The sequence below is a fragment of the Paenibacillus sp. J45TS6 genome, assembly GCF_018403285.1.
Classification (GTDB): Bacteria; Bacillota; Bacilli; order Paenibacillales; family Paenibacillaceae; genus Paenibacillus.
Genome location: NZ_BOSJ01000002.1, coordinates 389,154 through 412,890, shown reverse-complemented (window position 1 = coordinate 412,890; position 23,737 = coordinate 389,154). Strand labels below are relative to the sequence as shown.

Annotated in this window: 19 protein-coding genes, 1 pseudogene and 1 riboswitch; of the genes and pseudogenes, 13 read left to right on the top strand and 7 right to left on the bottom strand. The window is 41.7% G+C overall.

The window, feature by feature from the left end:
- The first annotated feature begins 179 nt into the window (after nucleotides 1-179).
- Nucleotides 180-263: riboswitch (cyclic di-GMP riboswitch) on the top strand.
- Between the two features lie 157 nt (nucleotides 264-420).
- Nucleotides 421-4,917, top strand: a complete 4,497-nt coding sequence (locus tag KJS58_RS04540) for an NPCBM/NEW2 domain-containing protein (RefSeq protein ID WP_213530844.1) — start codon at nucleotides 421-423, stop codon at nucleotides 4,915-4,917.
- A gap of 61 nt (nucleotides 4,918-4,978) precedes the next feature.
- On the opposite strand, the pseudogene KJS58_RS04535 reads toward KJS58_RS04540, so the two are convergent.
- A pseudogene (locus KJS58_RS04535) lies at nucleotides 4,979-5,685 on the bottom strand (Dph6-related ATP pyrophosphatase).
- 202 nt (nucleotides 5,686-5,887) lie between these two features.
- Here KJS58_RS04535 and KJS58_RS04530 point away from each other — a divergent pair.
- Nucleotides 5,888-6,715, top strand: a complete 828-nt coding sequence (locus KJS58_RS04530) for a hypothetical protein (RefSeq protein ID WP_213530840.1) — start codon at nucleotides 5,888-5,890, stop codon at nucleotides 6,713-6,715.
- A 46-nt stretch (nucleotides 6,716-6,761) separates the two neighbouring features.
- On the opposite strand, the gene KJS58_RS04525 is transcribed toward KJS58_RS04530, so the two are convergent.
- Complete coding sequence (locus KJS58_RS04525) at nucleotides 6,762-7,676, bottom strand: phosphatidate cytidylyltransferase (RefSeq protein WP_213530837.1); 915 nt, start codon at nucleotides 7,674-7,676, stop codon at nucleotides 6,762-6,764.
- 95 nt (nucleotides 7,677-7,771) lie between these two features.
- Here KJS58_RS04525 and KJS58_RS04520 point away from each other — a divergent pair, with 95 nt between their 5' ends.
- The 3 genes from KJS58_RS04520 to dnaN all read left to right on the top strand — a co-directional run bounded on the left by KJS58_RS04520 (nucleotide 7,772) and on the right by dnaN (nucleotide 9,902).
- Nucleotides 7,772-8,320, top strand: coding sequence for a C40 family peptidase (locus KJS58_RS04520; RefSeq protein ID WP_213530835.1), 549 nt, complete (start codon nucleotides 7,772-7,774; stop codon nucleotides 8,318-8,320).
- Between the two features lie 170 nt (nucleotides 8,321-8,490).
- Entirely contained in the window at nucleotides 8,491-8,730 is a 240-nt protein-coding gene (locus tag KJS58_RS04515; RefSeq protein WP_213530833.1) for a ribbon-helix-helix domain-containing protein, read from the top strand.
- A 23-nt stretch (nucleotides 8,731-8,753) separates the two neighbouring features.
- Nucleotides 8,754-9,902, top strand: a complete 1,149-nt coding sequence (gene dnaN / locus KJS58_RS04510) for a DNA polymerase III subunit beta (RefSeq protein WP_213530831.1) — start codon at nucleotides 8,754-8,756, stop codon at nucleotides 9,900-9,902.
- Between the two features lie 100 nt (nucleotides 9,903-10,002).
- On the opposite strand, the gene KJS58_RS04505 is transcribed toward dnaN, so the two are convergent.
- Nucleotides 10,003-10,920 (bottom strand): aldo/keto reductase, encoded by a 918-nt coding sequence (locus tag KJS58_RS04505; RefSeq protein ID WP_213530829.1) that lies wholly within the window; start codon nucleotides 10,918-10,920, stop codon nucleotides 10,003-10,005.
- A gap of 190 nt (nucleotides 10,921-11,110) precedes the next feature.
- Here KJS58_RS04505 and KJS58_RS04500 point away from each other — a divergent pair, with 190 nt between their 5' ends.
- The 3 genes from KJS58_RS04500 (at nucleotide 11,111) to KJS58_RS04490 (ending at nucleotide 14,428) form a co-directional block, all read left to right on the top strand.
- Nucleotides 11,111-11,449, top strand: coding sequence for a zinc ribbon domain-containing protein YjdM (locus KJS58_RS04500; RefSeq protein ID WP_160032524.1), 339 nt, complete (start codon nucleotides 11,111-11,113; stop codon nucleotides 11,447-11,449).
- Between the two features lie 202 nt (nucleotides 11,450-11,651).
- Nucleotides 11,652-12,707, top strand: a complete 1,056-nt coding sequence (locus KJS58_RS04495) for an LLM class flavin-dependent oxidoreductase (RefSeq protein WP_213530827.1) — start codon at nucleotides 11,652-11,654, stop codon at nucleotides 12,705-12,707.
- A gap of 155 nt (nucleotides 12,708-12,862) precedes the next feature.
- On the top strand, nucleotides 12,863-14,428 hold the full coding sequence (locus KJS58_RS04490) for a histidine kinase N-terminal 7TM domain-containing diguanylate cyclase (RefSeq protein ID WP_213530825.1): 1,566 nt from the start codon (nucleotides 12,863-12,865) through the stop codon (nucleotides 14,426-14,428).
- A gap of 12 nt (nucleotides 14,429-14,440) precedes the next feature.
- Here the strand turns inward: KJS58_RS04490 and KJS58_RS04485 are convergent, their stop codons facing one another.
- A complete protein-coding gene (locus tag KJS58_RS04485) occupies nucleotides 14,441-15,328 on the bottom strand; it encodes a diacylglycerol/lipid kinase family protein (RefSeq protein WP_213530823.1) in 888 nt (295 codons plus the stop codon).
- Nucleotides 15,329-15,498: 170 nt separating this feature from the next.
- Between KJS58_RS04485 and KJS58_RS04480 the strand changes: the two genes are divergently transcribed.
- Together KJS58_RS04480 and KJS58_RS04475 are read left to right on the top strand one after the other, a co-directional pair.
- Nucleotides 15,499-15,825, top strand: a complete 327-nt coding sequence (locus KJS58_RS04480) for an ArsR/SmtB family transcription factor (RefSeq protein WP_213530821.1) — start codon at nucleotides 15,499-15,501, stop codon at nucleotides 15,823-15,825.
- A 116-nt stretch (nucleotides 15,826-15,941) separates the two neighbouring features.
- Nucleotides 15,942-17,738 carry a SulP family inorganic anion transporter gene (locus KJS58_RS04475; RefSeq protein ID WP_213530819.1) on the top strand — a complete coding sequence of 599 codons (1,797 nt, stop codon included), beginning with the start codon at nucleotides 15,942-15,944 and terminating at the stop codon, nucleotides 17,736-17,738.
- 75 nt (nucleotides 17,739-17,813) lie between these two features.
- Here KJS58_RS04475 and KJS58_RS04470 read toward each other — a convergent pair whose 3' ends face one another.
- Nucleotides 17,814-18,365 (bottom strand): helix-turn-helix domain-containing protein, encoded by a 552-nt coding sequence (locus KJS58_RS04470; protein ID WP_213530817.1) that lies wholly within the window; start codon nucleotides 18,363-18,365, stop codon nucleotides 17,814-17,816.
- 226 nt (nucleotides 18,366-18,591) lie between these two features.
- Between KJS58_RS04470 and KJS58_RS04465 the strand changes: the two genes are divergently transcribed.
- From KJS58_RS04465 to KJS58_RS04455, 3 genes are all read left to right on the top strand, one after another.
- Nucleotides 18,592-18,984, top strand: a complete 393-nt coding sequence (locus KJS58_RS04465) for a DoxX family protein (RefSeq protein ID WP_213530815.1) — start codon at nucleotides 18,592-18,594, stop codon at nucleotides 18,982-18,984.
- Between the two features lie 237 nt (nucleotides 18,985-19,221).
- A complete protein-coding gene (locus KJS58_RS04460) occupies nucleotides 19,222-19,650 on the top strand; it encodes a MarR family winged helix-turn-helix transcriptional regulator (RefSeq protein WP_213530813.1) in 429 nt (142 codons plus the stop codon).
- Nucleotides 19,650-20,873, top strand: coding sequence for an MFS transporter (locus KJS58_RS04455; protein ID WP_213530811.1), 1,224 nt, complete (start codon nucleotides 19,650-19,652; stop codon nucleotides 20,871-20,873). Before KJS58_RS04460 ends, KJS58_RS04455 begins: the two co-directional genes overlap by 1 nt.
- A gap of 97 nt (nucleotides 20,874-20,970) precedes the next feature.
- On the opposite strand, the gene KJS58_RS04450 is transcribed toward KJS58_RS04455, so the two are convergent.
- Nucleotides 20,971-22,911 (bottom strand): FtsX-like permease family protein, encoded by a 1,941-nt coding sequence (locus KJS58_RS04450; protein ID WP_213530809.1) that lies wholly within the window; start codon nucleotides 22,909-22,911, stop codon nucleotides 20,971-20,973.
- Nucleotides 22,908-23,663 (bottom strand): ABC transporter ATP-binding protein, encoded by a 756-nt coding sequence (locus KJS58_RS04445; protein ID WP_191802540.1) that lies wholly within the window; start codon nucleotides 23,661-23,663, stop codon nucleotides 22,908-22,910. The genes KJS58_RS04450 and KJS58_RS04445 overlap by 4 nt, the downstream gene beginning before the upstream one ends.
- Nucleotides 23,664-23,737 lie beyond the last annotated feature (74 nt).

Genomic DNA, 23,737 nt, shown 5'->3' with positions numbered 1-23,737 from the left:
CAGAACTAGAGTCATATAAACTTTTGATCGTCATAGTCCATAAGAATGAAAAGTTACAGGGATAACATACAAATACCCTGCATATTTCAAAAAAATTTAATGTTAATGACCTATATGGAAATCATACGATCCGTTCCGATAATAAAAGAGAACCGTACATATTTTCTTTTGTAAGACCAAAACTTAATAGGCAAACCTATGGAAACATAGGGACGCAAAGCTATAGGGACTACGGCCAAAACTATTGTCAGCCAGCTGCCAAAGAGTGTATTTCGCTTTTTGATATAAGAATGTATAAGAATGCAGAGTTTATTTCTTATGCTTTTTTAGATGCGTATAAGTTGCTCTTTAAGGGTAGCTTTTTTTGTGCAAGTTTTAAGGGTTGGAGAAGTACGCACATCACATCAGGAGGTAGAGAGTATGAAGAAAATGATAGCAATCGCTGCATCAGCGGCAATGCTTCTCAGCGTGTTAAGTGAGACGAGTTATGTTATGGCAAGTGAAGTGCAAAATTCTAATCTAGCAAAAAGCGCAGCACAAAGTGAGGTTGGTTCAGTAAGCAAAGCAGCGGTAGTTCCTTTTGATTTATATGGGCAAGATTTACTACATACGTACAATCGTGTTTATAAAATGGACAACGCGAACATTGCCTCCATCACAAGTAATGGCGGAAACTACCCTAATTCTCAAATCAATAAAGCAATAGATGGAGATATGAGTACTCAATGGGAAACCGGAAAACCAAATAGTGCAACGTTTACGAATGAGGTTGTTTTTCGGCTGGGTGAAATAACTACGTTAGATCGGATCGTATATGCAGCTAGACAGGACGGCGCTAAAGGTAAAGGGTTTGCGCAAGAATTTGAGATTTATGGATCGACTACAGATGAAGGAAGCAATTTCACATTAGTAACTACAGGGGAATACATAGGTTCCACGGGGAACATCGTAGAAATTAAATTTGCCCCAACCGCGTTTAAGAGAATGAAATTTGTATACAAAAAAGCAAATCAAAACTGGGCAAGTGCAGCTGAATTTTCTTTTTATAAAGAAGATAAGGTTAGAGATGCCATGGGTAACCTTTTTACCGATGGTACGATGAGTAGGGTTGCACCCGAATATAATCAAATAGACAAATTGAATCAACTTGAGCAAGAAGCAAATGGGCACCCATTATACGCTGCTTTTAAAGATCAGCTCGGCTTAGCTAGAAAGCTAGTTAGTGGAGAAGTGGATTTGCAGAGTGCACTAATAAAGGCTGAACAGCGCGGCGATATGAGAAAGCATGCACAGCAAAACTTACGAATGAGCTTTGGTACTAACAACCAGCCAACCGGATTCACAGCTACACCTGGGGATACGATCCATGTCTATTTGGAGGTAGAGTCAGCTGCCAAAGTCCCTTCCTTAGTCTTCACACAGCAAGAAGGTTCCTGGTCGAGTTGGGCCAAAGGTGTACAGCTTAAGCCAGGGAAAAATACAATAACCGTACCCGAAATTGCGACAAGCTCCTATTCCCGCAGTGTTACGAAAGGCGGCACAATCTATATTGTTAATCCCTATACACCTGAAGAGCAGGGAGAAGCTCCAGTACTTCGTTTTGAAGGTGTAGAAAAGATTCCGATGATGACTTCGGATACAGATCCAGAACAGTTTAAAGGCGAGCTGATCGCTTATAAAGAAAGACTCGATGAGGATAAAGCAGCACATCCTAATGTGGCTGATCGCCAAGTAGTCGATGTTGTGGAGATGGTCAGCGACCATGTAATTTTTACAGGGACGGCTGCTGAGGCTTATAACCAGTTTATTACTAAAGGCAATAACCCAATGGATACAGTAACTGGTTATGACGTATGGATGAGTCAGATTTTTAATACTTATGGTCTCGATGGAAGCAGTGAGACGAACGATCCAAAATTGATGCGTGAAAATATCCGTCTGATGCAGCCTTATGGCGCGATGTATGCAGCCGGTGATCATACGGGAATTCAAAATGGAACTGTCGCATTAATGCTGTCTGATTTCAGTAAGGTGGCTCCAGGGTGGGGACTTAACCATGAAATCGGACACCGTCTTGCAATAGGAGAACGTGAGTATGGGGAAGTGACCAACAATATGGTATCCATGTTGATGTCAGTAGAAGCCCACAACATGAATCCTAGTTATGCAATTGATAATCGGATTCCTTTTGAAACGATCTATAGCTACGTAATTGAAGAAAATAAAGTGGTGATGAGTGAGCAAGGGCTTGCTGCACAGCTCGGTGCTTACTGGCAATTGGAGCTTGCTCATCCAGGATACTGGAGCGAACTGTCCAAGATGTACCGTGAACGGAAGGTTTCTCTTACAAACGGAGATATTTCTAAACAGCAGTATTATGTGGAATTTTCTTCTGAACTACTGGGCTATGACGTTAGCAGTCATTTTGCTAGACATGGTTTCACTGTTACAGATGAGACTAGAGTAAAGACAGCTAAGTATCCAGAACCTAAGAAACTTTGGTACTTAAACAATTCGGTCCTTCAATATGAAGGAACAGGAATTGAAAATAAAGATGCATCGGATTCAGTGCAGGTCAGTATTGCTGTAAATGCTTCAGCTAAGACGAACACCTTAAACATGGGTATAGATGAGAAATATCAGAATGATATCTTGGGTTATGAAATTTATAGAGATGATATCCTGGTTGGTTTCACAAGCACAAGTCAATTCATTGATTCAAATGTAGATACAAGCGTCAACCATACCTATCAGATTATTGTATATGATAAAAAGCTGAACTCATTAAACCCGATTGAATGTAATGCATTTCAGCCTAAACTATCAGTAGAAGAGCATGTAACCCTGAAATTAAACCAAACGTTTGATCCAATGGGTTATGTAAAAGCCGTAAATTATCAAGGAAAAGAGATTACAAGTGAAGTCGTTATTAAATCAAGCAATGTTGATGTTACGAAAAAAGGAAGCTATGAAGTTGTGTACGAAGTTCAGAGCGAAGGAACGACTTTGACGAAAGCAGCGAATGTTATCGTAACGAGTAACTTGGAGTATGTTTCTGATCTGACTGCCGAATCGACTAAAGTAGGTTATGGTCAGTTCAAAAAAGATACAGCGCCAGGCGGTAATGCAATTACTCTTCTCAGACAGGGGCTTGCAGCGACATACGCAAAAGGCATCGGAGTACATGCTAACTCTGAGGTAGTATACGATTTGGAAGGTAAAGGGTATGATTTCTTCGAAAGTTATATCGGCCTTGATTACGCAATGGATAGAACAAGGGCATCAGCAATATTTGAGGTTTACGTAGATGGTGAGAAGAAATTTTCCAGTGATGTAATGAAAGCAAGCACAGAGCATAAATTCATAAAAATACCGGTTACAGGAGCGAAAAAGGTGAAACTTGTAACATCGGATGCAGGTGATGGTAATGCACAAGACCATACCGTATGGGCTGATGCTAAATTTACAACGGATTCAAGTGCACCTGAGCTTTCCATACCTAAATCGGTATCTACTATAGTAGGTCAAGAAATTGCAATTCGTGCCGAGTATTCAGCTGTTGACGCAGAAGATGGTGATATAACTTCTGAGGTCATCGTTACAGGAGAAGATAAAGTTAACTTTCATAGAGCGGGAGAATATCCGATTACTTACACGGTAACCGATCGTGATGGCAATACGGCGATGAAGACAAGAACCATAGCTGTTGTGGACATGGAAGATTATACGTATCTAACCGATTACGACTGGAGTTCCACGCAGAATAGTTATACAGCACCGTTGAAAGATATCTCTATTAGTGCGAAGGCGTTACGATTGACGGATGAGAATAGCAGCGAAGTTTCCTACACAAGAGGCATTGGTGCACACTCTAATTCCACTATTGTGTATGATCTAACGGATAAGAATTTTGATTACTTCACCTCTTTTGTCGGGGTGGATCGTCAGATGTATGGCTCAGTAGGTTCCATCAGCTTCGAGGTGTTTGTAGATGGAGAGAAGAAATTTGACAGCGGGATCATGAATTCAAAAGCTCCACAGAAATTCGCTCAAGTTGATATTAATGGAGCAAAAGAACTTAGGTTAGTCGTTACTGACGGTGGAAATGGAAATGGGTCTGACCATGCAACTTGGGGAGATACGAAGCTGCATTTTGCTAATGCCAATCGCTTGTTTACGGATGAGCTTGAACAAGCAATCCAAGAAGCAAAAGCGGTTTCTTTAGAAGGGTATACTCCAGAGAGCACCCAGGTATTTGCATCCAGTTTGACTAGAGCAGAAGAGGTCCTCGCTAATCAGGGAGCTACTCAAAATGAAGTTGAAGCAGCGATAGCAGCTTTGAAGAGCGCAAAAGAAGGTTTAACACGAATAGACCTCACTCAAGTCATAACGGTAAAAGACAGCTATTTAAGTGACACGATTAAGAAAATGTTAGGCGTTACCGGGGAATTAACACTAGGTGATATGTATCATCTTACTTCATTAACCTGTGTGCCTGGGGGAAGAGATCGAGTTCGTTCTCTTGAAGGATTAGAGTATGCCATAAATCTGGAGACCCTTAATATCAGTGGAAATGAAGTCACAGATTACTCTCCGCTCGGCGGCTTGGTGAAACTCAATAACTTCACTCTGGATCCTCAATACGTGGAAGTAGCACAATTAAATGGACCTGTTGTTGAAGTGGATAATCTCGTTACAGGGATAGATGGTAATAAAGTAATCCCTGAAACAGCAGTAATTCGAAACAATAAAACATTCAAAGAGACAGCGCTTGATGTTAGTGAATGGTCGCAATCCCCTGAAAAATTCACCTTTGATTTAACGAATGAAGAGAAGGGATACTATACGTTTGTAGTGGCCTACAAAGTAGAGGGCAGCCTGGTACAATTAATGTATATCATCAATAATAGTAAGTAAGGTAATTCAAAAAAAAGAGCACCCAGAGCACCCCGCAGGGTGCTCTTATTTTTTGCAGTATTTATGAATTGAACTCTACAGCTTTATTGAGCTCTAATGGTAAAAGGCATATACGCCTTCTTTACGAATCGCACATTTTCGCACAGGAATAGGTTGCTTGAATATAGGGCCGTCAATTACCGTGGTGTGAAACTCTCCACCTTCCCCGCATGGGTCAATACCGCGGGCCTCCAGTTCTTTTATATAGTCATGAGTTAAGGTTCTTCCTAAATCCTCTTCTCGCATGCCTAAAGATAAATTGACCGTAACTACAATGGTAGTAAAGCCAAGGTCGATGAATTCTTTCACCGCCTCCTTGTGGTCCATCTCCCATAACGGCATCCCAAGCCCTAAACCCGCATTTTGCGTCACTTTCTCATGCCAACAACCATGAGCAGGCACATCTAAATCTCCTGTGACCAGCACTTCTGCTCCTTGATTCTTAGCTTGTATAAGGAGTCCCATAAATGCAGATTCGTACCCTTCCCAGCTTGCAGCAGCCGTAAATACCGGTAGTCCAATCGATTCAGCTTGAGCTTGAATAAGCGTGGGAGGCATGCCGTGAGATCGGGATCGTTTTCCCTCCTCTTCTAACATGACAATGAGCCCAATAGCTCTGCCTGTTTTCATGCCTTTATACAGAGCTAGAACGCTGTCTTTGCCGCCGCTAAACGAGGCAATAAAGGGGCGACCGACTGCACCGTTTTTCCAATCTTTTATTTCCTCCACCGTGCTCGTCCTCTCTTGATTTCTATTCTATGTGTTAGATTCTATCACGTTATAACAAGTGGGCTTGAGAATAAGCTTGTCTATGCTAGAATTTCCTCATAATACAATATATGATATGAATTGGAATCCTTACATTTCATATCATTCTAGTATGTTAACATATACGAATTTATTATGATGAAGCATAAGGGGGTGAAGAAGCATGATTAGAAGGGCAGCTCCTTATATCTTGTTCATTGGACTCACCTGTATCGTTGTGGATGGTCTCTGGATTGTGGAACATTACGATACATATGTTACGTATCCGGCAGAAGCGTTCATCTACCTTATTCTCGGACTTAGCTTAACTTTGGCTGCTCATCTGATCATTCTGTTTGGACAGCGGCAGGTGACTCCGAATGGAATAAACAGCAAAGCAGAAGGAGGTAAGAATCACCGAGTTTTTCTCCAAAAAGTATGGGCAGATGGTGAGAAATTAGCAAATAGAGCATTTTTAATTTTGCTTGTCTTCTTTATTCTCCTTGCTATTTATGATTTTGGGTTGGCAATACGCCTGCTGAATCCTGTTATTTTCATAGGGATGACCGGTTATTGGTTTTTGGAGATTGTGCAAGAGGAAACGGAAGATCAAGTAACGGCGGATCTTGAACCGAAAAGTCGTAGAGTTCAAGATCTACTGAAACGAATTGATTACCGAACACATCCCTTTAGTATACCGCTGATTCTGTTCACTCTGATTGTGTTCACCTTTTTATTATCTAAGCAATTTGGATTTACCTTGGGCTTAGAGACAAGCGGGAATCCCTACTATGTGATGAGTTTACCTTCAGGGACATTTATAACGGGTGGTTTCGTTTTTGCTTGTGGTTTTATTTATATTTTTCAGCATGGTGACTTCTTAGGGATTCGCCAAGCCAAACAGAGTGATTATAAAGTAATGCGACTTCATTTTTTTGAAATCATCATATGTGGATCGACCTTTTTTATCTGGTTACTCATTCTGGTTGTTGCTTTGTTCACTAGTTACTAAACAATAGATGGAGCCTACAATATCATCTCGGAAAATGAAAATAGACTTACATAAAGTCAAAGAAATATCGAATGAAATGAAATAAGACCGGTGAGGTATAGGTTAAACTATCGACCCGGCTAAGGTAGCTCTTCTTGAGCGCTTGAAACTTGTTATCATCTCCGATGAGCAAATCTCTTTTGAGCACGGAAACGGTCAAACTGCCGAAGAACCCGCTGAGGCTGATTAGCATACCTGAAATCACACCAAACGTGACACCGAGCGGTGTGAGGTAAGGATGGATGAAGTATGAGACCAGAGTAGTTACGACAAACGCGAAGGCAAAACCTTCCCAGGTTAAATAAGGGTTCGCGGTAGGAACCACTTTCCGTTTACCAAAATAAATCGATGCTAAATAGTGGACGACATCATTCAGCTGGGTGAGCACAACAAGAAATAACACCAGTCCTGCTCCATATTCCGGAGTAGCAAACTGGAAGTACGCGAGGTGACTCAGACCGAACACCATTAACATGAGTCCCCACTGGGTCGAACTAACACTGCGTAAGAAACCAACGGTTCCTTTGTTAATGAGGCGTGGCAGCGGAATGAACAAGAACACATAGATCGGTATAAAGACAATGAACATGCCGTACCACCCGATATAGATCCAGTAAAACTGTACCGGGATGGACAAGTAAGCCCATAAAAACAGCCGGCGGTCTGCTTTTCTCGTGCGGATCATGGAAAAGTATTCTTTTAGTGTGAAGAAGCAGAGGGCCATCAGAGATAGGAGAGACACCACCGGGTTAAAAAGGGTAGCTAAACAGAAGATAAAAAACATACCCCACCACGTTTTAAGACGTGTGCCAATAGCGGTATAATCTTTGCTTTTCTCATATTTGTCGACCAAATAATAGACGAGTTGTATGGCCAGTAAGGCTGCAAAGATAAGGACAATGGTAAGAAACGAACGGTTCACGAAAATCACCAACTTAACTTGAAGTAAAATTCCATTAAAAGAATCATATGTTATTATGAGGGAAACCTTCACATTTGATAAGGGGAAATTTCGTAATGGCATCGAATCCATCTATCTTTATCTTACTTACCAATACAGGAACATTGTTTACACAGATCATTCAAACGTACACAAGAGCACCTTACAATCATGCCTCCATCTCTTTTAACCGAGAGCTTTCGGAGATGTATAGTTTTGGGAGGAAGAACCCGAATAATCCCTTGAATGGCGGCTTTGTAAAAGAGAATCTGAAGACAGGCACATTCAGTAAATATCCGAATACGACATGTGTTATCTATGAGCTAAAGGTGACGGAACGTGAAGTGGAGAAGATGAAGCGGGTCCTGCAAGTATTTATCCAGAAACGCGAGAAGTATTTATATAACATTCTTGGAGTGATCGGCATTGCGCTCAAAGAACCTGTGGAATTCAGTAACTCTTACTTTTGCTCACAGTTTGTGGCAGAGATCCTGCAACGATCCGGGATAAAAATATGGGATAAGCTGCCTGCACTCGTCACCCCCGATGATTTCCGGCAAAGCGATCGCATGAAACTGATCTACGAAGGAAAGCTCAGTGAGTATGAACCTGAGTATGAAGTGTGAGAGCGAAGAAATGATCTGAAAATACAGCAGCGAAAGGGATCTCTTAGAAGAGGTCTCTTTTATTTATGCCTCTACCGACTTGAAAATATTGTAAATAGATTAGAGTAGTGATATGATTGAATTATGCATATGATTTAAGTTACTTAATTCAATTTTAGGGGGGGATAGATTTGACCGATGACAATATTAAAGTAGGCGTTTCAAATAAAGAAGGTCAGCTAGGATTTCTTTTTACCAAAGGCGGGCTTCGTGAAGGTGCAGGACGAAAAAGTATAGGTGTAACCAAAAAGGTATCGCTGACCTTAACGGAGGAAATGTGGGAGCAGTTCGAAAAACATTGTGCAGAATTAGAATTATCTAAATCAGAAGCGATACGCACCATGATGGAGCAGTATTTTTTATCTAAATAACATAGTTTAGAGAGGCTGAGGTGATGAATGTGCTTCTGGTAGTAGAACGGGAGGAATTGTACCAAGCACTTCGGCTTGTCATGAGAGCGGTATCTCAAGATACGATGCTGGGAATCCCAGGTGTACATATTCAGGCTAATAAGGATCAACTTACATTTACAGCAAGCAACTCCACTTTCATCTTTGAACATACGGTTATTATTGGAGACCGTGATGATCGCATCTGTTCCATAGAGCAGACAGGAAGCATAATGGTTCCAGCGATGTACTTATACGAAGTTATACGGAAGCTAGGTACAGGGCTCGTTACGTTAAAGGCGAGTGATAAATCGACTCTTATAATTTCTTCGAATAAAGCCCATTTTCGTATAAGGGGGACAGAATCGGCAGAATGTTTTCCTTTACTACGGCACAATGCAGGTGACGATAAGACTAGGTTCTTTGTATCTAACAAATCTCTTCTATCAGCGATAAAACAAACCTTGTCAGCAACAGTAGATACATTGTCACGGCCACTCTTAACAGGTGTGCTCTTTGAGTACAAGGACAAGAAGCTGACTTTGACGGCAACAGATAGTATAAAACTAGCAACAATGACTATAGAAGTACTAGAGGTCAAGCATGATATAGGCCAGCGAGTGGTTGTTCCCAGAAAAAGTATCAAAGAACTGCTTAAAGTAATGAAAACGATGGAAGGTAAAACAGAAATTCAAATCAACACAAATAACATTAGGTTCGTATCTGGTCAGTTAAAGCTCCAATCCGTTCTTCTTCAAGGAGATTATCCTCACACCGAACATCTCATTCCCAAATCGACCGGGTCAGAGGTGACTCTCCATACCGCAAGCCTTTTGCAATCGATAGAACGTGCCTCTGTACTCGCAAGCGAAAATATCATTCATTTTTCCATAATCGGTAACAAAATAAAACTTCATTCTAATCTCTCCGAAGTAGGGGATATGAATGACGAACTCTCCACCTCGATGAAGACCGGCATGGATTTTCAAGTTTCATTAAACAGCAAATTCGTATATGATGCATTGCGTCACTTTGACACGGAGAACACTACAATTCGGTACGCGGGACATTTACAACCGGTTGTCTTCCAGCCTGCTGATGCAGATAGGACTTGCTGGTGTCTTATTCCCCCTGTTCGAACTTCTCAGAGGTAACGACTTTAGAAGAGCCGTAGGCTGGTTGCTAAAAATATAGCCTCTGTTCCGAAAAACAGAGGCTTGGTTTATTAATAATAGTGTCGTTATCTGCTTTGCTTTATGGAAGAATGTTCCCGGCTGCGCGGTAAATTTCATACCATTCCTCACGAGTGATACGAATATCAGCTGCTTTACAGCAGTCTTTTAGACGTTCCAGATTCATGGTTCCAATGACAGGCTGCATTTGTGCAGGATGGCGAAGTAACCAGGCGATTGCCATCGTCGTATTACTTACGGAGTATTTCTCTGCAATCTCGTCGATGGTTTGATTCAGTTCAGGGAATTTATCGCTTCCGAGGAACACCCCTTCGAAGAATCCATATTGGAATGGAGACCATGGCTGAATGGTGATATCGTGCAGTCTGCAATAATCAAGTATACTTCCGTCCCGATTGACGGCAGCTTCATTATTCATATTTACATTAATGCCGCTCGAGATCATCGTTGTATTCGTGATGCTAAGCTGCAGTTGGTTTGCAATTAAAGGCTGTTTCACATATTTCTTTAGTAGTTCAATTTGCATCGGGTTCAGGTTGGACACCCCAAAGTGACGGACTTTACCTGAACTCTCTAGGAGATCAAACGCTTCAGCCACCTCTTCTGGTTCAACCAGAGCATCAGGGCGATGAAGCAGCAAGGTATCTAAATAATCGGTTTTGAGACGTGCCAGAATACGGTCAACCGAATCCAAAATATGCTCTTTGGAAAAATCAAACATGCCATTTCGAATGCCGCATTTGGATTGGAGGATGATCTTTTCTCGGATGTCATCGTTCATATGAATGGCGTCTGCGAAGATTTCTTCGCATTCTCCACCGCCGTAAATATCCGCGTGATCAAAGAAGTTTGCTCCCTCTTCAAGAGCTGTTTGAACAAAATGTTCAGCTCCCGCTTTATCCAGAGAGTTTATACGCATACAGCCTACCGCTATAACGGGTACTTCAAGTGAACTGCTTCCAAGTTTCATCGTTCTCATTCATGTTCCTCCTTTTTATGTAGACAAGCTATGCTCCCTATTGATTTTGACATACAACTGTTACCGTTTACAAGACTAAATCTATTTGCATATTTCTTAATATCTGAAAATTATGATATTATATAACGGACTAAGGACCGAAAGGTCTGTCTACGACAAACAAATATCTAAGGAATTGAGGAATGAAAAGATGTCTGATTTGCCTAACTGTCCGAAATGTAATTCTGAATATACGTACGAAGATGGAACTTCGCTAGTATGTCCCGAGTGTTTCCATGAGTGGAACCCTGCTGATATGGAAAGCAATGAAGATACAAGAGTAATTAAAGATTCGAATGGTAACGTGCTAAACGATGGAGATACCGTAACTGTAATTAAGGATCTGAAAGTAAAAGGAAGCTCATCTGTGATCAAGATCGGTACAAAAGTGAAAAATATCCGCCTCATTGACGGAGATCACGATATCGATTGTAAGATCGATGGATTTGGAGCGATGAAATTAAAGTCAGAGTTTGTTAAAAAGGTATAGAAAAAAGCCAAAAGTAGATAAGAGCAATATGATAAAAAAGTCATTCCCGTACAGGAATGGCTTTTTTATGATTCAGAGACAAGAGATGACCAAGGAAAAGAAACCTCTTGCCAAAACAAAGGTAAACCTTCAATATATAGTTATTATAATAAAGTTATTTACTTACGATTTTAAATATATATATATATTTGGAGGGGTTAGGATGGAGATCGGCATTAGTACGTTTGCAGAAACTTCTCCGGATGTGCACACAGGTGAAGTCATGAGCCACGCACAGCGTTTGCGTGAAGTAGTCGAGGAGATCGTGCTTGCAGATCAGGTGGGCCTTGATGTATATGGAGTAGGGGAGCATCATCGGAAAGATTATGCGGCTTCGAGTCCCGCTATGGTACTGGCTGCAGCCGCAGCTCAAACGAGTCGTATTCGCTTAACAAGTGCAGTAACGGTATTATCTTCGGCTGATCCGGTACGCGTCTTTCAGGATTTTGCTACACTAGATGGTATTTCAAATGGCCGGGCTGAGATTATGGCAGGACGAGGTTCTTTTATTGAATCCTTCCCCTTGTTTGGATATGATCTGAACGATTATGATACGTTGTTTGATGAAAAACTAGATCTACTATTAAAGTTACGTGAATCTGAGAAAGTATCTTGGAGTGGCACGCATCGCCCAGCGATTCACAATCTAGGCGTATATCCGCGTCCGGTCCAAGACCCGCTGCCGGTATGGATTGGAAGCGGCGGGAATCAGGAGTCCGTCATTCGTGCGGGACTACTTGGTCTACCGCTTGTACTAGCGATCATCGGGGGCAGACCGACTCAGTTTGCGCCGCTGGTTCAGTTATATAAAAAGGCAGCTGCCCATGCCGGTCATGATGCTTCCAAGCTTCCGGTTGCTTCTCATTCTCATGGTTTTGTAGGCGATGATTTAGAATCCGCAGTAGATACCTTCTTCCTGCCGACACAGCAGAGTATGAACGTCATTGGTAAGGAACGTGGATGGCCTTCTTATACTCGTTCAAGTTATGATGCGGCTCGTAGTCTCGAAGGTGCACTATATGTAGGGGACCCGCAGACGGTGGCAGAGAAAATCATTCATCTGCGTAAAAATGTGGGCATCACCCGGTTTATGCTGCATGTTCCTCTCGGTACGATGCCGCACGCGGACGTAATGCGGGCGATTGAACTGCTCGGTACCAAAGTTGCCCCTATTGTCCGTGAAGAAATTGCAAAATGGGAAGCCGCTGGCGGCATCTAAGGCTTATAGTATGGGTGAACCTCGATTTCTCTGTAAGGGAGAACTTCGAGGTTTTTTGAATTTGTCGATTTTTGTAATTTACTGCTGTTTTTATGGAAGTTTCTGCTATATAATAAGACATTAGATTTAAAATCGGGGCTGGTGAAGATGAGAATATGAGTATGACAGAAGAGTTGCTGGCTCCTATTATTATCATTCTATTTGGAGGGACACTCAGTGTCTTTTTATGCATTTACGGTACGCTAACATTTAAGAATTCTCCGGGAGGCCGTTATTACATTATTTTATCTCTATTAGCCTCCCTTTTTTCTTTTGCTTATATTTTTGAACTGGTGAGCACGTCCATAGAGAGGATTATGTTCTGGATTAAAATCGAGTATATCCCACTGGCGCTGATCCCAGTATTTACTTTACTCATGTGCATAGAATACGTGGGACTTCAACTAAAACGGTCTATTTTCTACAGTCTATTTCTGATTCCTGTCATCACCCTATTGCTGCAAGCGACAAACGACTTTCACCATCTGTATTACACATCAATGAAACTTCGTAGCGATAGTCCTTTTCCTATGGCGGATTTAGAATACGGGTTATGGTTTGGTGTGCATTCCGCTTTTTTATATGGATGTATGATCGCAGGGGTTACGGTTTTGCTTCGAGGGCTTCTTGGGGCGCATAGGCCTCAGTTTCGGATTCAAATCCTGGTGATGGTCTTCGGTCTAATGGTTCCGTTAATGGGCGGCTTTCTTTATTTGATGGAGCTGAGTCCATATGGAATCGACCTCGGACCCGTTTTTACAAGTATCTCGTTTATATTTCATGGTATTGCGCTATTGCGATACCAAATGTTTGATGTCATCCCCATTGCAAGAGATATCGTATTTACGAATATGGAAGATGGAATTGTGGTGCTTAACGAGAAAGAAATGGTCGTTGATTATAACCAGGCCATGTTAGATATCGTACCTACACTTCATAAAAAAGCGATCGGAATGCAGATTAGTGAAGTGTTTAGCGGTTATCCTGAGCTGATTCCGATTATTGAGGCAGGAAGAGATCAAGATCAGCAGTTTTTACATAGTGGAGTAACCCGTTATTATCATATTCATTTTGCACCCATTCGAAATAAACATAAGGAGAGAATCGGAACGATCGTTTCCTTTGCGAATATTACAGAGCGAGTTGTCATGGAGGAAAAGTTAAAAGAACTTGCCGATACCGACAGTTTGACAGGAATGCTCAATAAAAGGGCACTGATGCGTGAATCTGAGAACTACTTGAACAAGCTCAGTCAATCAGGAGGGTCTTTCTCCATGATTATGTTTGACGTCGATTATTTTAAACAAGTGAATGATAAGATTGGACACGAAGCAGGTGATATTGTTCTTACCCATGTTGCAGAAGCAGTCAAAACAAATATACAGCCGGTACATATTGCAGGCAGGTATGGAGGCGATGAATTCATATTATGTCTGCCGGAGACTTCGCTGACCGAGGCTTATAAAGTGGCTGATTCCATAAGAGCTCATATTGCTGAAAAGTGTATGCTTGTGAATGGCAAGGAGGTCCGGGTCACATCCAGTTTTGGAGTAACGCATGTCCATATGCAGCAGGGAGAATCACTTCCTTTAATTACACTTATGAGACAGGCCGATGAGGCTCTCTATATGGCTAAGGAAAAAGGGCGGAACTGTGTCCACCCTTACAGCAAGGCTTCATAATAGAATAACGAATTACTTTTCCGGCACAATGACCTCAATATGAGAAGGCAGGATGCGGAGTTCGAGTGGAAGAGGAGGACCATCCTCGCCATCGACGTTGGTATGGATCTGTTCTGATGAAGTTACTTGAACCTGTTTGGCGGTAAAATAGACGACATCCTTATGTTCTTTCAGGCTTCCAAATAACAAAGATGTACCTACTGTAATCGTGTTAAATACATTAATATCTTTTATGATAAAACAGTGGAGCAGACCGTCATCAACGGATGCCTCTGGGACCATTTTTTCAAAGCCGCCTACGGAGTTTGTGAGTGCAACTACAAATAAAAGCGACTCACCGATCCAGGACTCTCCATCATGCATAATGGTAAGAGGGTGTGATGAAGTTTTTATTAATTCTTTGAATCCTTCTTTTAAATAGGCAAAAGCACCAAGTTTCGTCTTTTCTTCAGAAGAGACGGAAGATAATGATTCCGCTAAAGAACCTACCGCAACGACATTGGCGAACAAGCGGTCATTCATTTTGCCAATATCGACGGTTTTGACGATGGATGATGTCAGGGTATGGATGGCTTTTTCCGGATCAAGGGGAATGTTCAGCGCACGGGCGAAATCATTTATTGTACCAAGAGGCACAACACCCAGTGTAGGTCGGTATTCTTGATCTATGAGTCCGTTAATCGTTTCATGAAGGGTACCGTCACCACCGATAGAGACTACAAGATCAACATATTCCTTGCAGGCCTGTAGACAGAATTTTGTTGCATCGAGTGGTTTGACAGTCTCACATACACTGACTTCATATCCCTTGTTGTGCAAGATATCTTCCACTTGGCGGACATACACGAGCGCCTTTTCTTTCCCCGAGGAAGGATTGATAATAATCATGGCTTGCTTCATAATCCATGGTCTCCTCTATTTTAAGTTTATTTGAAATTCAGCAGCTTCTATCCATTACCCAGTAGATAAGCCCATTGAATAGTCAACTTTTGACTAGAGGTTTCAGCACAGCAGGTCCTGTGCTATGATAACAATATATTTTCAGGAACAATCCAAGGAGTTTACTACCTATGAATAATGAAGTCCAACAATTTAAAGCTGAATTTTTCAAGGCGCTGGCTCACCCTATGCGTATCCGAATACTTGAGGTGCTCAGCGAAGGAGAAAAGACAGTCAACGAAATCCAAACCATTCTTGGATCTGAAGGCTCGGCAGTTTCTCAGCAGCTTGCCGTACTTCGTTCCAAAAATGTGGTATCTAGTGTGAAAGAAGGAACTTCCGTTATTTACTCTCTTCGGGATCCTCTTATTAAGGAACTACTGTCTATTGCTAAACAAATTTTTGATAAACAACTAGTCAGTGCGATTTCCATGCTCGAAGATATGCGTAAAAATTAACAAGACGTGTAAGTGAACGTGTTGTGATTTTTGACGTTGATTTTTTCAGCAGGGCGTCGTATTATACTTCATATATTCAAATAATCAAATATTTAAAGAAAAGAAGGTTATCGTATATGACAGGATGGGGCCGATTCAAAGGCTATAATATGGCTTCTTTGCGTAAGGATATCGTGTCAGGTACAATCGTTGGAATTATTGCCATTCCTCTAGGGATGGCTTTTGCTATTGCATCCGGTGTGAAACCGGAGTATGGAATTTATACGACGATTATTGCCGGGATTCTGATCTCCTTGTTTGGAGGGTCGAAATTTCAGATTGGCGGTCCTACGGGCGCCTTTATCCCGATTCTTTTTGCGATTGGGATGCAGTATGGGTATGAAAACCTGCTCATTGCAGGGATGATGGCGGGTGTCTTGCTGGTACTGATGGGAGTTTTTAAGCTTGGAGTACTCATTAAGTTTATTCCAAGACCGGTTACCATTGGGTTCACAGCAGGGATCGCTGTTATTATTCTTACAGGTCAGATTGGGAATTTTCTAGGTCTCACCGGGATGGAACGTCATGAAGCTTTTATCGATAACATGAAAGAGATCGGCGCTCACATCTCTACTATAAATATATATAGTATCATCACAGCTGTCGTTTCTTTGGTGGCTATTTTAGTGCTGAAAAAATATGCTCCCAAAGTGCCTGGTTCCCTAGTGGGTCTGGTGCTCGCAACCGTGGTAGCCACCCTGTTCTTTAAGGGAGAAGTAGCTACAATTGGTTCTGCGTATGGGGCTATTCCAAGTGAACTTCCTAAGTTTCAGTTCCCTCATATTACTTGGGAACGAATAACACAGCTCATACAGCCTGCTTTTGTGATTGCGATGCTCGGAGCCATTGAGTCCTTGCTCTCTGCGGTTGTTGCAGATGGAATGACGGGAGATAAGCATGACAGTAATAGGGAGCTCATTGGCCAAGGGATTGCGAATATTGCTGCCCCGATGTTTGGCGGGATTGCCGCAACAGGTGCGATCGCAAGAACAGCTACCAATATTAAAAGCGGTGCGGTATCGCCGATGTCAGGAATCATTCACGGGATTGTTGTATTCTTAATCCTTTTACTGTTTGCACCCTACGCTTCGAATATACCTCTAGCAGCTATGGCGCCTGTTTTGATGGTGGTTGCGTGGAATATGAGTGAACGAAAAGAGTTTGCTCGTTTGTTCAAGACAAAAACGGGAGATTCACTCGTGCTTGTCATTACCTTTTTGCTTACCGTGTTTACTGATTTGACGCTTGCGGTTGAGGTAGGTCTTGTGCTCGCTGCCATTTTGTTTGTGAAGCAAATGGGCGATACGCATAACGTATCTAAAGTACTGCCTGATCCAGAGACAGTCAAAGTGAAACCTCATATGGTGAGCGAACATCATGATTGCCCGCAAATTGGGATTTACACGATGGAAGGACCGTTATTTTTTGGTGCAGCTTATCGGTTTGATGACACGATTCCTTTATCCGCTGCAGAAGAGAATAAAGTGATTTTGCTTCGGATGGGGAAAGTTCCTTTTATGGATACAACAGCTGAACTCATGTTAGAAACACTTGTCGAAAAAGTACATTCTGCGGGAGGCAAGCTGCTCATTTCGGGTATTCAGTCACAGCCGTTATCCTTATTACAGCGGACAGGTTTATACGAGAAGATCGGGGAATCTCATTTCTATGATCATACGGGAGATGCGATTAATGAAGCTTTGACCAGCATTCAGTATGGGACATGCTATGGCTGTCAGCATACCGCTTTCCGTGAGTGCAGTGTGCTTTGCAGCAAGGAAATCAAAGAAGGACAAGAGATGAAAGACTCCTTTCTCCAGTTAGGAAAAATAAAGCATAGCCCAGCTGCTCATCTGAGCACACGGGCTGAATAGATAATAGCAAAGCCTGCTCTGACCCATGTCAGTGCAGGCTTTTTTTTGTGTTGTCGCTTCACTCTTGTATGGCTGCTATAGCGCAGTCCAATCTTTGGGTTCGTCTGTATATATCGAGATCATGATGAGTGCTGTTTCCTCACCGATATTTTTTACTTTGTGCGGAGTACAGGCGTTCCAGCTAAAAGAATCGCCTTCGGTTAGTACTACGCCTTCTTCTCCTTGTTCAGCTAAGACTTTCCCCTTCATGACAAGATGAACTTCTTCCCCTTCATGAGCGTGCGGCTTCTCTCCGGTAGAAGAGCCAGGCGGCATTTCAACAATCATCATTCGGACATGCTTGGTGGTGGCAAGATGAGATACTTTCAGCTCATCAGGACCACTTGAGGTCTGCTTCCGATCTTCCTTGCGAATGATCTGCATCCGTTCTTCTTTCTTGAGCAGTAAATAAGCTAAAGGAACTCCCAGTGCGTCAGCAATATGTTCAAGTGTAGCGATAGAGGGAGAGGTCTTGTTCGTCTCCACCTGACTCATGAAACCTTGAGATAAACCTGTCATTTCACATATTTGAGCAATGGTAATGTTTTTGCGTTTACGTATAGAACGAATGGTAGAGCCAATATCCAAGGGTTATTCATCCTTTCATCTCAACCTTATCATTCTTTATAGTTTATCATTTTGTGGGGACGATCGCACAGTTTTGGGAGCATTAAGCAGACTAAAATATTAGAAATATGAATATAAAATATATATTAACTATATTTTTGTTGACATTAACACAAGTACCCTGTAATTTTATATATAAATAAAAGTTCTGTATTACTAATAATTCGGAACATATTTAGGGGGAAGCATGATGAAAATGAATATAGTGACAACCATTATGAGGGTTGTGTTCGGTATTTTATTCCTTGCACATGGGATGGACAAGTTTAACACAGGGCTTGGTAATGTAGCTGGATGGTTTGAAAGTATTAATATTCCTGGATTCTTGGCTTATATCGTTGGGCCAGTAGAACTTATTGGAGGAATTCTGCTGATCCTCGGTTTGTTCACTCGGTATGTGTCTGCTATATTGTTCATTATTCTGCTGGGCGCAGTACTTACTACTAAGCTTTCTATGGGGCTGCTTAATGGATACGAGCTTGATCTCTCGTTCATGCTTATTGCTCTATATCTGGTATTTGCAGAAACGACACGCTGGTCACTTGATCATTTGATTTTCAAAAAAGCGAAAACGAACTAGTCCGTCATTGGCGGAACAAAAAGCAATCACCACTGGTAATGAAGCCAGAGGGAGGTTGCTTTTTTGTTTTAACTCACCAAAACGGCAACATCTTTATCAACTTGAAACCTTAATGAAACACCCTGAAAACTGATCAAGATATTGCGAATATTTTCAGAAATAACTTTACATATGTAAAAAGTTTCATTATACTTATAAAAGTAGTTACCTAGAGTAACTAAATTTCGGGGGTTGAAAATGGAGGACCATAGAACTTTTTTTCATAAATACTTTTTGCTGTATCGTCCCTTTGTCAGTGAGCTGAATCGTATTCTTGCGGATTATGAGCTTCACAACGCCCAGTGGTCTATCATGTATTACCTTGATATGTATCAGTGCAGTTTTTCGCTCGTGGAGCTATCTAAACATTTATATGTGGAGAAACCTACGATTACAAGAACCGTAATGACGCTTCTTCGCCTTGGATATGTGGAGCAAATTCCGGTCAGTGACAAGCGGGAGAAAAGGATCCAGTTATCGGAGAAGGGCAAGGAAGTTGCGTCGAAAATCCGTCTTCTGCTGGATGAGTATGAGAAGAGCATTATGGAGGGTGTTTCGCCTGAGGAACAGAATCTGGTCATTCAGGTGATGGATCAAGTCCGAAACAAAATTATTGAAAAAAGGTGATGGAGTTGGAAACTGCAGATACAAAAGAACGATTATGGACGAAAGACTTCCTAATCGTTTTTGGTGTGAACTTCTTATTGTTTTTATGTTTTTACTTGCTTGTCGTTATTATTCCTTCCTATGCTATAGATGAATTTCATGTCAGTGATGGCATCGCAGCGTTAGGATCCAGTATTTTTGTTATCGGCGCTCTACTGGGACGTATTGCAGCTGGAAGATTAATGGAGGATGTGGGCCGTAGACGTATGTTATTTACAGGACTTATTTTCTTCACCATCCTGAGCTTGTGTTACTTCTTTATCAGCAGCATAACTACCTTGCTCATTATCCGTTTCTTTCATGGTTTGGCTTTTGCTTTGGCTTCGACAGCCACAGGTACCATCTCTGCTAGTCTTATACCACACAGCAGAAGAGGAGAAGGGACAGGCTACTACGGGGTAAGTATTATCGTCGCTTCTGCAATCGGACCCTTCCTCGGTGTAATGATCAGTAACAACAGCTCAGTCACTGGAAACTTTGTATTATGTGCTGTACTTGCTGTATTCTCACTGCTGGCCGGCTTATTCTTGAATGTGCCTAAACTTACGCTGACAGCGGAACAAAAGAGTGAAATGAAAGGCTTTAAAATCTCTAACTTTTTCGAGCCAAAAGCAATACCCATTGCGATCACAATCCTATTTATGGGGCTTGCCTATTCTAGCATTCTTTCTTACTTAAAGCTGTATGCTGGACAGATCAATCTAACAGAAGTCGTCAGTTTCTTCTTCATCGTGTACGCCGTTGTCGTTATCCTGACAAGACCGTTTACGGGTAAATGGTTTGATAAACATGGCGTTAACTTTGTAATGTATCCGGCGATTATCTGTTTTATTATTGCAATGATTCTGTTAAGTCAGGTTCATTCAGGACTCATTCTTCTACTGTCTGCAGTATTTGTAGGCCTTGGATACGGTACAACACAGGCAAGCGCACAGGCATACGCAGTGAAAAAATCTCCAGTACACCGTATGGGGCTTGCTACCTCTACATTTTATATCTTCTTAGATCTCGGAATCGGCGTAGGTCCATTCTTACTCGGGTTCCTGACTCCATTCATTGGATATAGAGGAATGTACATGGCGATGGCAGGACTCCTTGTCGTATCTTTCTTCGTCTACTATGTGATGGTAGGCAGAAAAGAGAAGACAGAAGCGCAGGACCATACATTAAAAGTGCTAAATTAGATTTAAAATACAGAAGGCCGCAAACCCATGAATAACAGGGCTTGCGGCCTTTTTTTGAAGTGTACAGATGTAGAAGAGCTAAATGGTTAAAGAATCATTATAATGACTCTTTAATTACTTTTTTATAATACAGTACGGACAGAATGCCAAAGATGGAATAAAGAACGGTGTACACCACCATAACCAGAATCATGGGTGTGAGCATTTCTGTTCCGAAGAAGAACCAGCCTGATTTTACGGCAAAATAGCTGTGACATAGTCCGACCATCAGCGGTATCCCAAAGTTAAATAGCTGCTTATACTGAATACCGCGAAGCAGATTGCCTTGTGTGAACCCGAGTTTCCGTAAAATCGTATAGTTTGGTCGTTCTTCTTCACTTTCGTCCATCTGTTTAAAGTATAGGATACATCCGGAAGTGATTAGGAAAGTAAGTCCCAAGAATCCGACAATAAACATGATCAGCCCCATTGTTTCGATCTGCGACAGCTTCATATCCAGCTGAGAGAAATTTGGGTAATCTAAGCCTTGTTCATGGAAAATTTCATTAGCAGCATTAAGATTTGAGCGGTCGGTTATATCAATGCCATAATATGCAGAATTATATTCATTCTGGTACTCCGAATCATACTCTTTGCGAAATTTTTCATATACACTGTCATCAACGATGGCAGTAGGCATTCCGCGGCTGTAATAATAACTGAGCAGAGATTCTTCGTTCATACCAGTGAGCTGCAATGTCTGTGATTTTGTCGGTCCAAGAAGGGTTACTTCTCCTTTATCTTTCAGCGTCATAAATGAGCTGATTGCGCCGGTATAACCTGCGAATTGGACTTCCCCCGGTTTTACATCTATGCTGCCCGCCTGTGATTTTGAAATGACAGGAATGACAAAGCTGTCTTTTAAACTACTCGAAATTGTATTGTCGCCAATCAAAATATGTGAGATGTCAAATTTCAGCATAACCGGCTCTCTAAACGTTTCTTTATATGCAATTTGCTGGTTTGTCAGCTCTGCTAGAAAACGATTCTTCGTCTCTACTGTAGAAAATGAGAAGTCATTTGGAACACTGTTCTTAGCTGATGAACCTGCTGAATAATATGAAATATAGCTGAGTGACAGAAGACCTATCGCAAGTGCCGACACAGTAGTAATAATTGTGAGCAACAGTGCGTTCGACTTCATCCGGAACATAATGGACGACAGAGACAGTACTTCACTTATCGACAAATATCCTTTTCGATGTTTACGAATCAGATTAAAAATAAAGCTTACGGATCCTTTGTAGAACAAATAGGTTCCAATAATGACACTAGCCAGAATAAAAAGCATCCCGATCATCAGCTGATTCATCTCGATAAACTTACCTCCAAAGAGCTGGGAGGATACATAATAACCAACGATAATGAGAGCTAAGCCGAGCAGTCCTACCAAGATTCCCCATACGGACATCTTCTGTACACGCTGCTGTGTAGAAGAGGTAACCCGGAATAGAGAGAGAATACTCTGGCGCTTAATAAACAGGTAGTTCATGATCATGATAAGCAGATAGATCGCCGCAAATACAATGATTGTTTGGAAAAGTGCCTCTGTAGAAAAACGCAGTTTTGCGATTTCATCTACTTGAAGGATTTTGAACAGAATCATCAGCACCAAGCGGGAAACAGCAAATCCAGACGCAATACCGACGACCATGGAGCCAAAATAAAGAATCAAATTTTCAGCACTGAGGATTTGAAAAATCTTTCCTTTGGTAAGACCAATAAGCTGAAATAATCCGATTTCTTTACTGCGCCGTTTAATAAAGATGGTATTGGCGTAAAGCAAAAATACAGCAACAATAGCGACCAGCAGAACAGACGCAGCGCCGATAGCAGCGCCCCCTTTTACTGAACCGGCTGCTTCATCCATTGCAGGATCGTACTGAAGCGTAACAAACGAAAAGTATAGGGCAACGCTAAAAATAAGAGCGAAGACATATAAATAATAATTTTTAATATTTTTTTTCAAGTTTCGAAAGATCAAGTAGTTAAGATTCACTCCTGAACACCGCCCAGCACGCCTTGGGTTTTAATAATGTCGTTAAAGAAGGATTGTCTTGATTCTTCCCCTTTATTAAGCTGAGTATAGATCTGACCGTCCTTGATAAAAACAACTCGGCTGCAGTAACTGGCCGCTACCGGATCATGCGTTACCATAATAATCGTTGCTTGGTGTTTCTCGTTCATGTCGCTCAGTTTATTGAGCAGATCCGAAGCGGACTTGGAATCAAGAGCGCCCGTTGGTTCATCCGCAAAAATAATGCTTGGATCATGGATAAAGGCCCTCGCGGCGGAGGTTCGCTGTTTTTGTCCGCCTGAGATTTCACTTGGATATTTATCCTTCAGCTCATAGATTCCAAGCTCGGAAGCAATGTTCTGGAACTTTTCATTCGCTTCTTTTTTGGAGACATTCTTGATGGACAGCGGCAGCAGTACGTTTTCCCGAACCGTTAGTGTGTCGAGTAAGTTATACTCCTGAAAAATAAAGCCAAGGTGATGTTTACGGAACTCCGCCAATTGTTTTTCCTTCATCCCTGTAAATTCTTTCCCTTCAATCTGGATCGTTCCTTGGCTTACCTGATCAATGGAAGAAAGAACGTTCAGCAGGGTTGTTTTACCCGAACCCGAAGCCCCCATGATGCTCACAAATTCCCCTTTATTTACTCGAAGGTCAATGCCTTTGAGGACTTCCTGTTTGTTAAATTTATTTCCGTATGTTTTATGAATTTTACTTGCTTCAAGTATGATCAATTCACTCACTCCTTTGTTATGTACCTATCATAATAAAAGCGGAGCCGGCTTTCCTTCGATTTAACGAACAATAT

What these genes read in the sequence shown, in the direction of transcription:
- dnaN (WP_213530831.1), top strand. Translation starts at nt 8,754, where the DNA reads ATGAATGTGCTTCTGGTAGTAGAACGGGAGGAATTGTACCAAGCACTT.
- KJS58_RS04540 (WP_213530844.1), top strand. Translation starts at nt 421, where the DNA reads ATGAAGAAAATGATAGCAATCGCTGCATCAGCGGCAATGCTTCTCAGC.
- KJS58_RS04485 (WP_213530823.1), bottom strand. Translation starts at nt 15,328, where the DNA reads ATGAAGCAAGCCATGATTATTATCAATCCTTCCTCGGGGAAAGAAAAG.
- KJS58_RS04465 (WP_213530815.1), top strand. Translation starts at nt 18,592, where the DNA reads ATGATGAAAATGAATATAGTGACAACCATTATGAGGGTTGTGTTCGGT.
- KJS58_RS04480 (WP_213530821.1), top strand. Translation starts at nt 15,499, where the DNA reads ATGAATAATGAAGTCCAACAATTTAAAGCTGAATTTTTCAAGGCGCTG.
- KJS58_RS04495 (WP_213530827.1), top strand. Translation starts at nt 11,652, where the DNA reads ATGGAGATCGGCATTAGTACGTTTGCAGAAACTTCTCCGGATGTGCAC.
- KJS58_RS04520 (WP_213530835.1), top strand. Translation starts at nt 7,772, where the DNA reads ATGGCATCGAATCCATCTATCTTTATCTTACTTACCAATACAGGAACA.
- KJS58_RS04475 (WP_213530819.1), top strand. Translation starts at nt 15,942, where the DNA reads ATGACAGGATGGGGCCGATTCAAAGGCTATAATATGGCTTCTTTGCGT.
- KJS58_RS04460 (WP_213530813.1), top strand. Translation starts at nt 19,222, where the DNA reads ATGGAGGACCATAGAACTTTTTTTCATAAATACTTTTTGCTGTATCGT.
- KJS58_RS04455 (WP_213530811.1), top strand. Translation starts at nt 19,650, where the DNA reads ATGGAGTTGGAAACTGCAGATACAAAAGAACGATTATGGACGAAAGAC.
- KJS58_RS04490 (WP_213530825.1), top strand. Translation starts at nt 12,863, where the DNA reads ATGAGTATGACAGAAGAGTTGCTGGCTCCTATTATTATCATTCTATTT.
- KJS58_RS04505 (WP_213530829.1), bottom strand. Translation starts at nt 10,920, where the DNA reads ATGAGAACGATGAAACTTGGAAGCAGTTCACTTGAAGTACCCGTTATA.
- KJS58_RS04530 (WP_213530840.1), top strand. Translation starts at nt 5,888, where the DNA reads ATGATTAGAAGGGCAGCTCCTTATATCTTGTTCATTGGACTCACCTGT.
- KJS58_RS04500 (WP_160032524.1), top strand. Translation starts at nt 11,111, where the DNA reads ATGTCTGATTTGCCTAACTGTCCGAAATGTAATTCTGAATATACGTAC.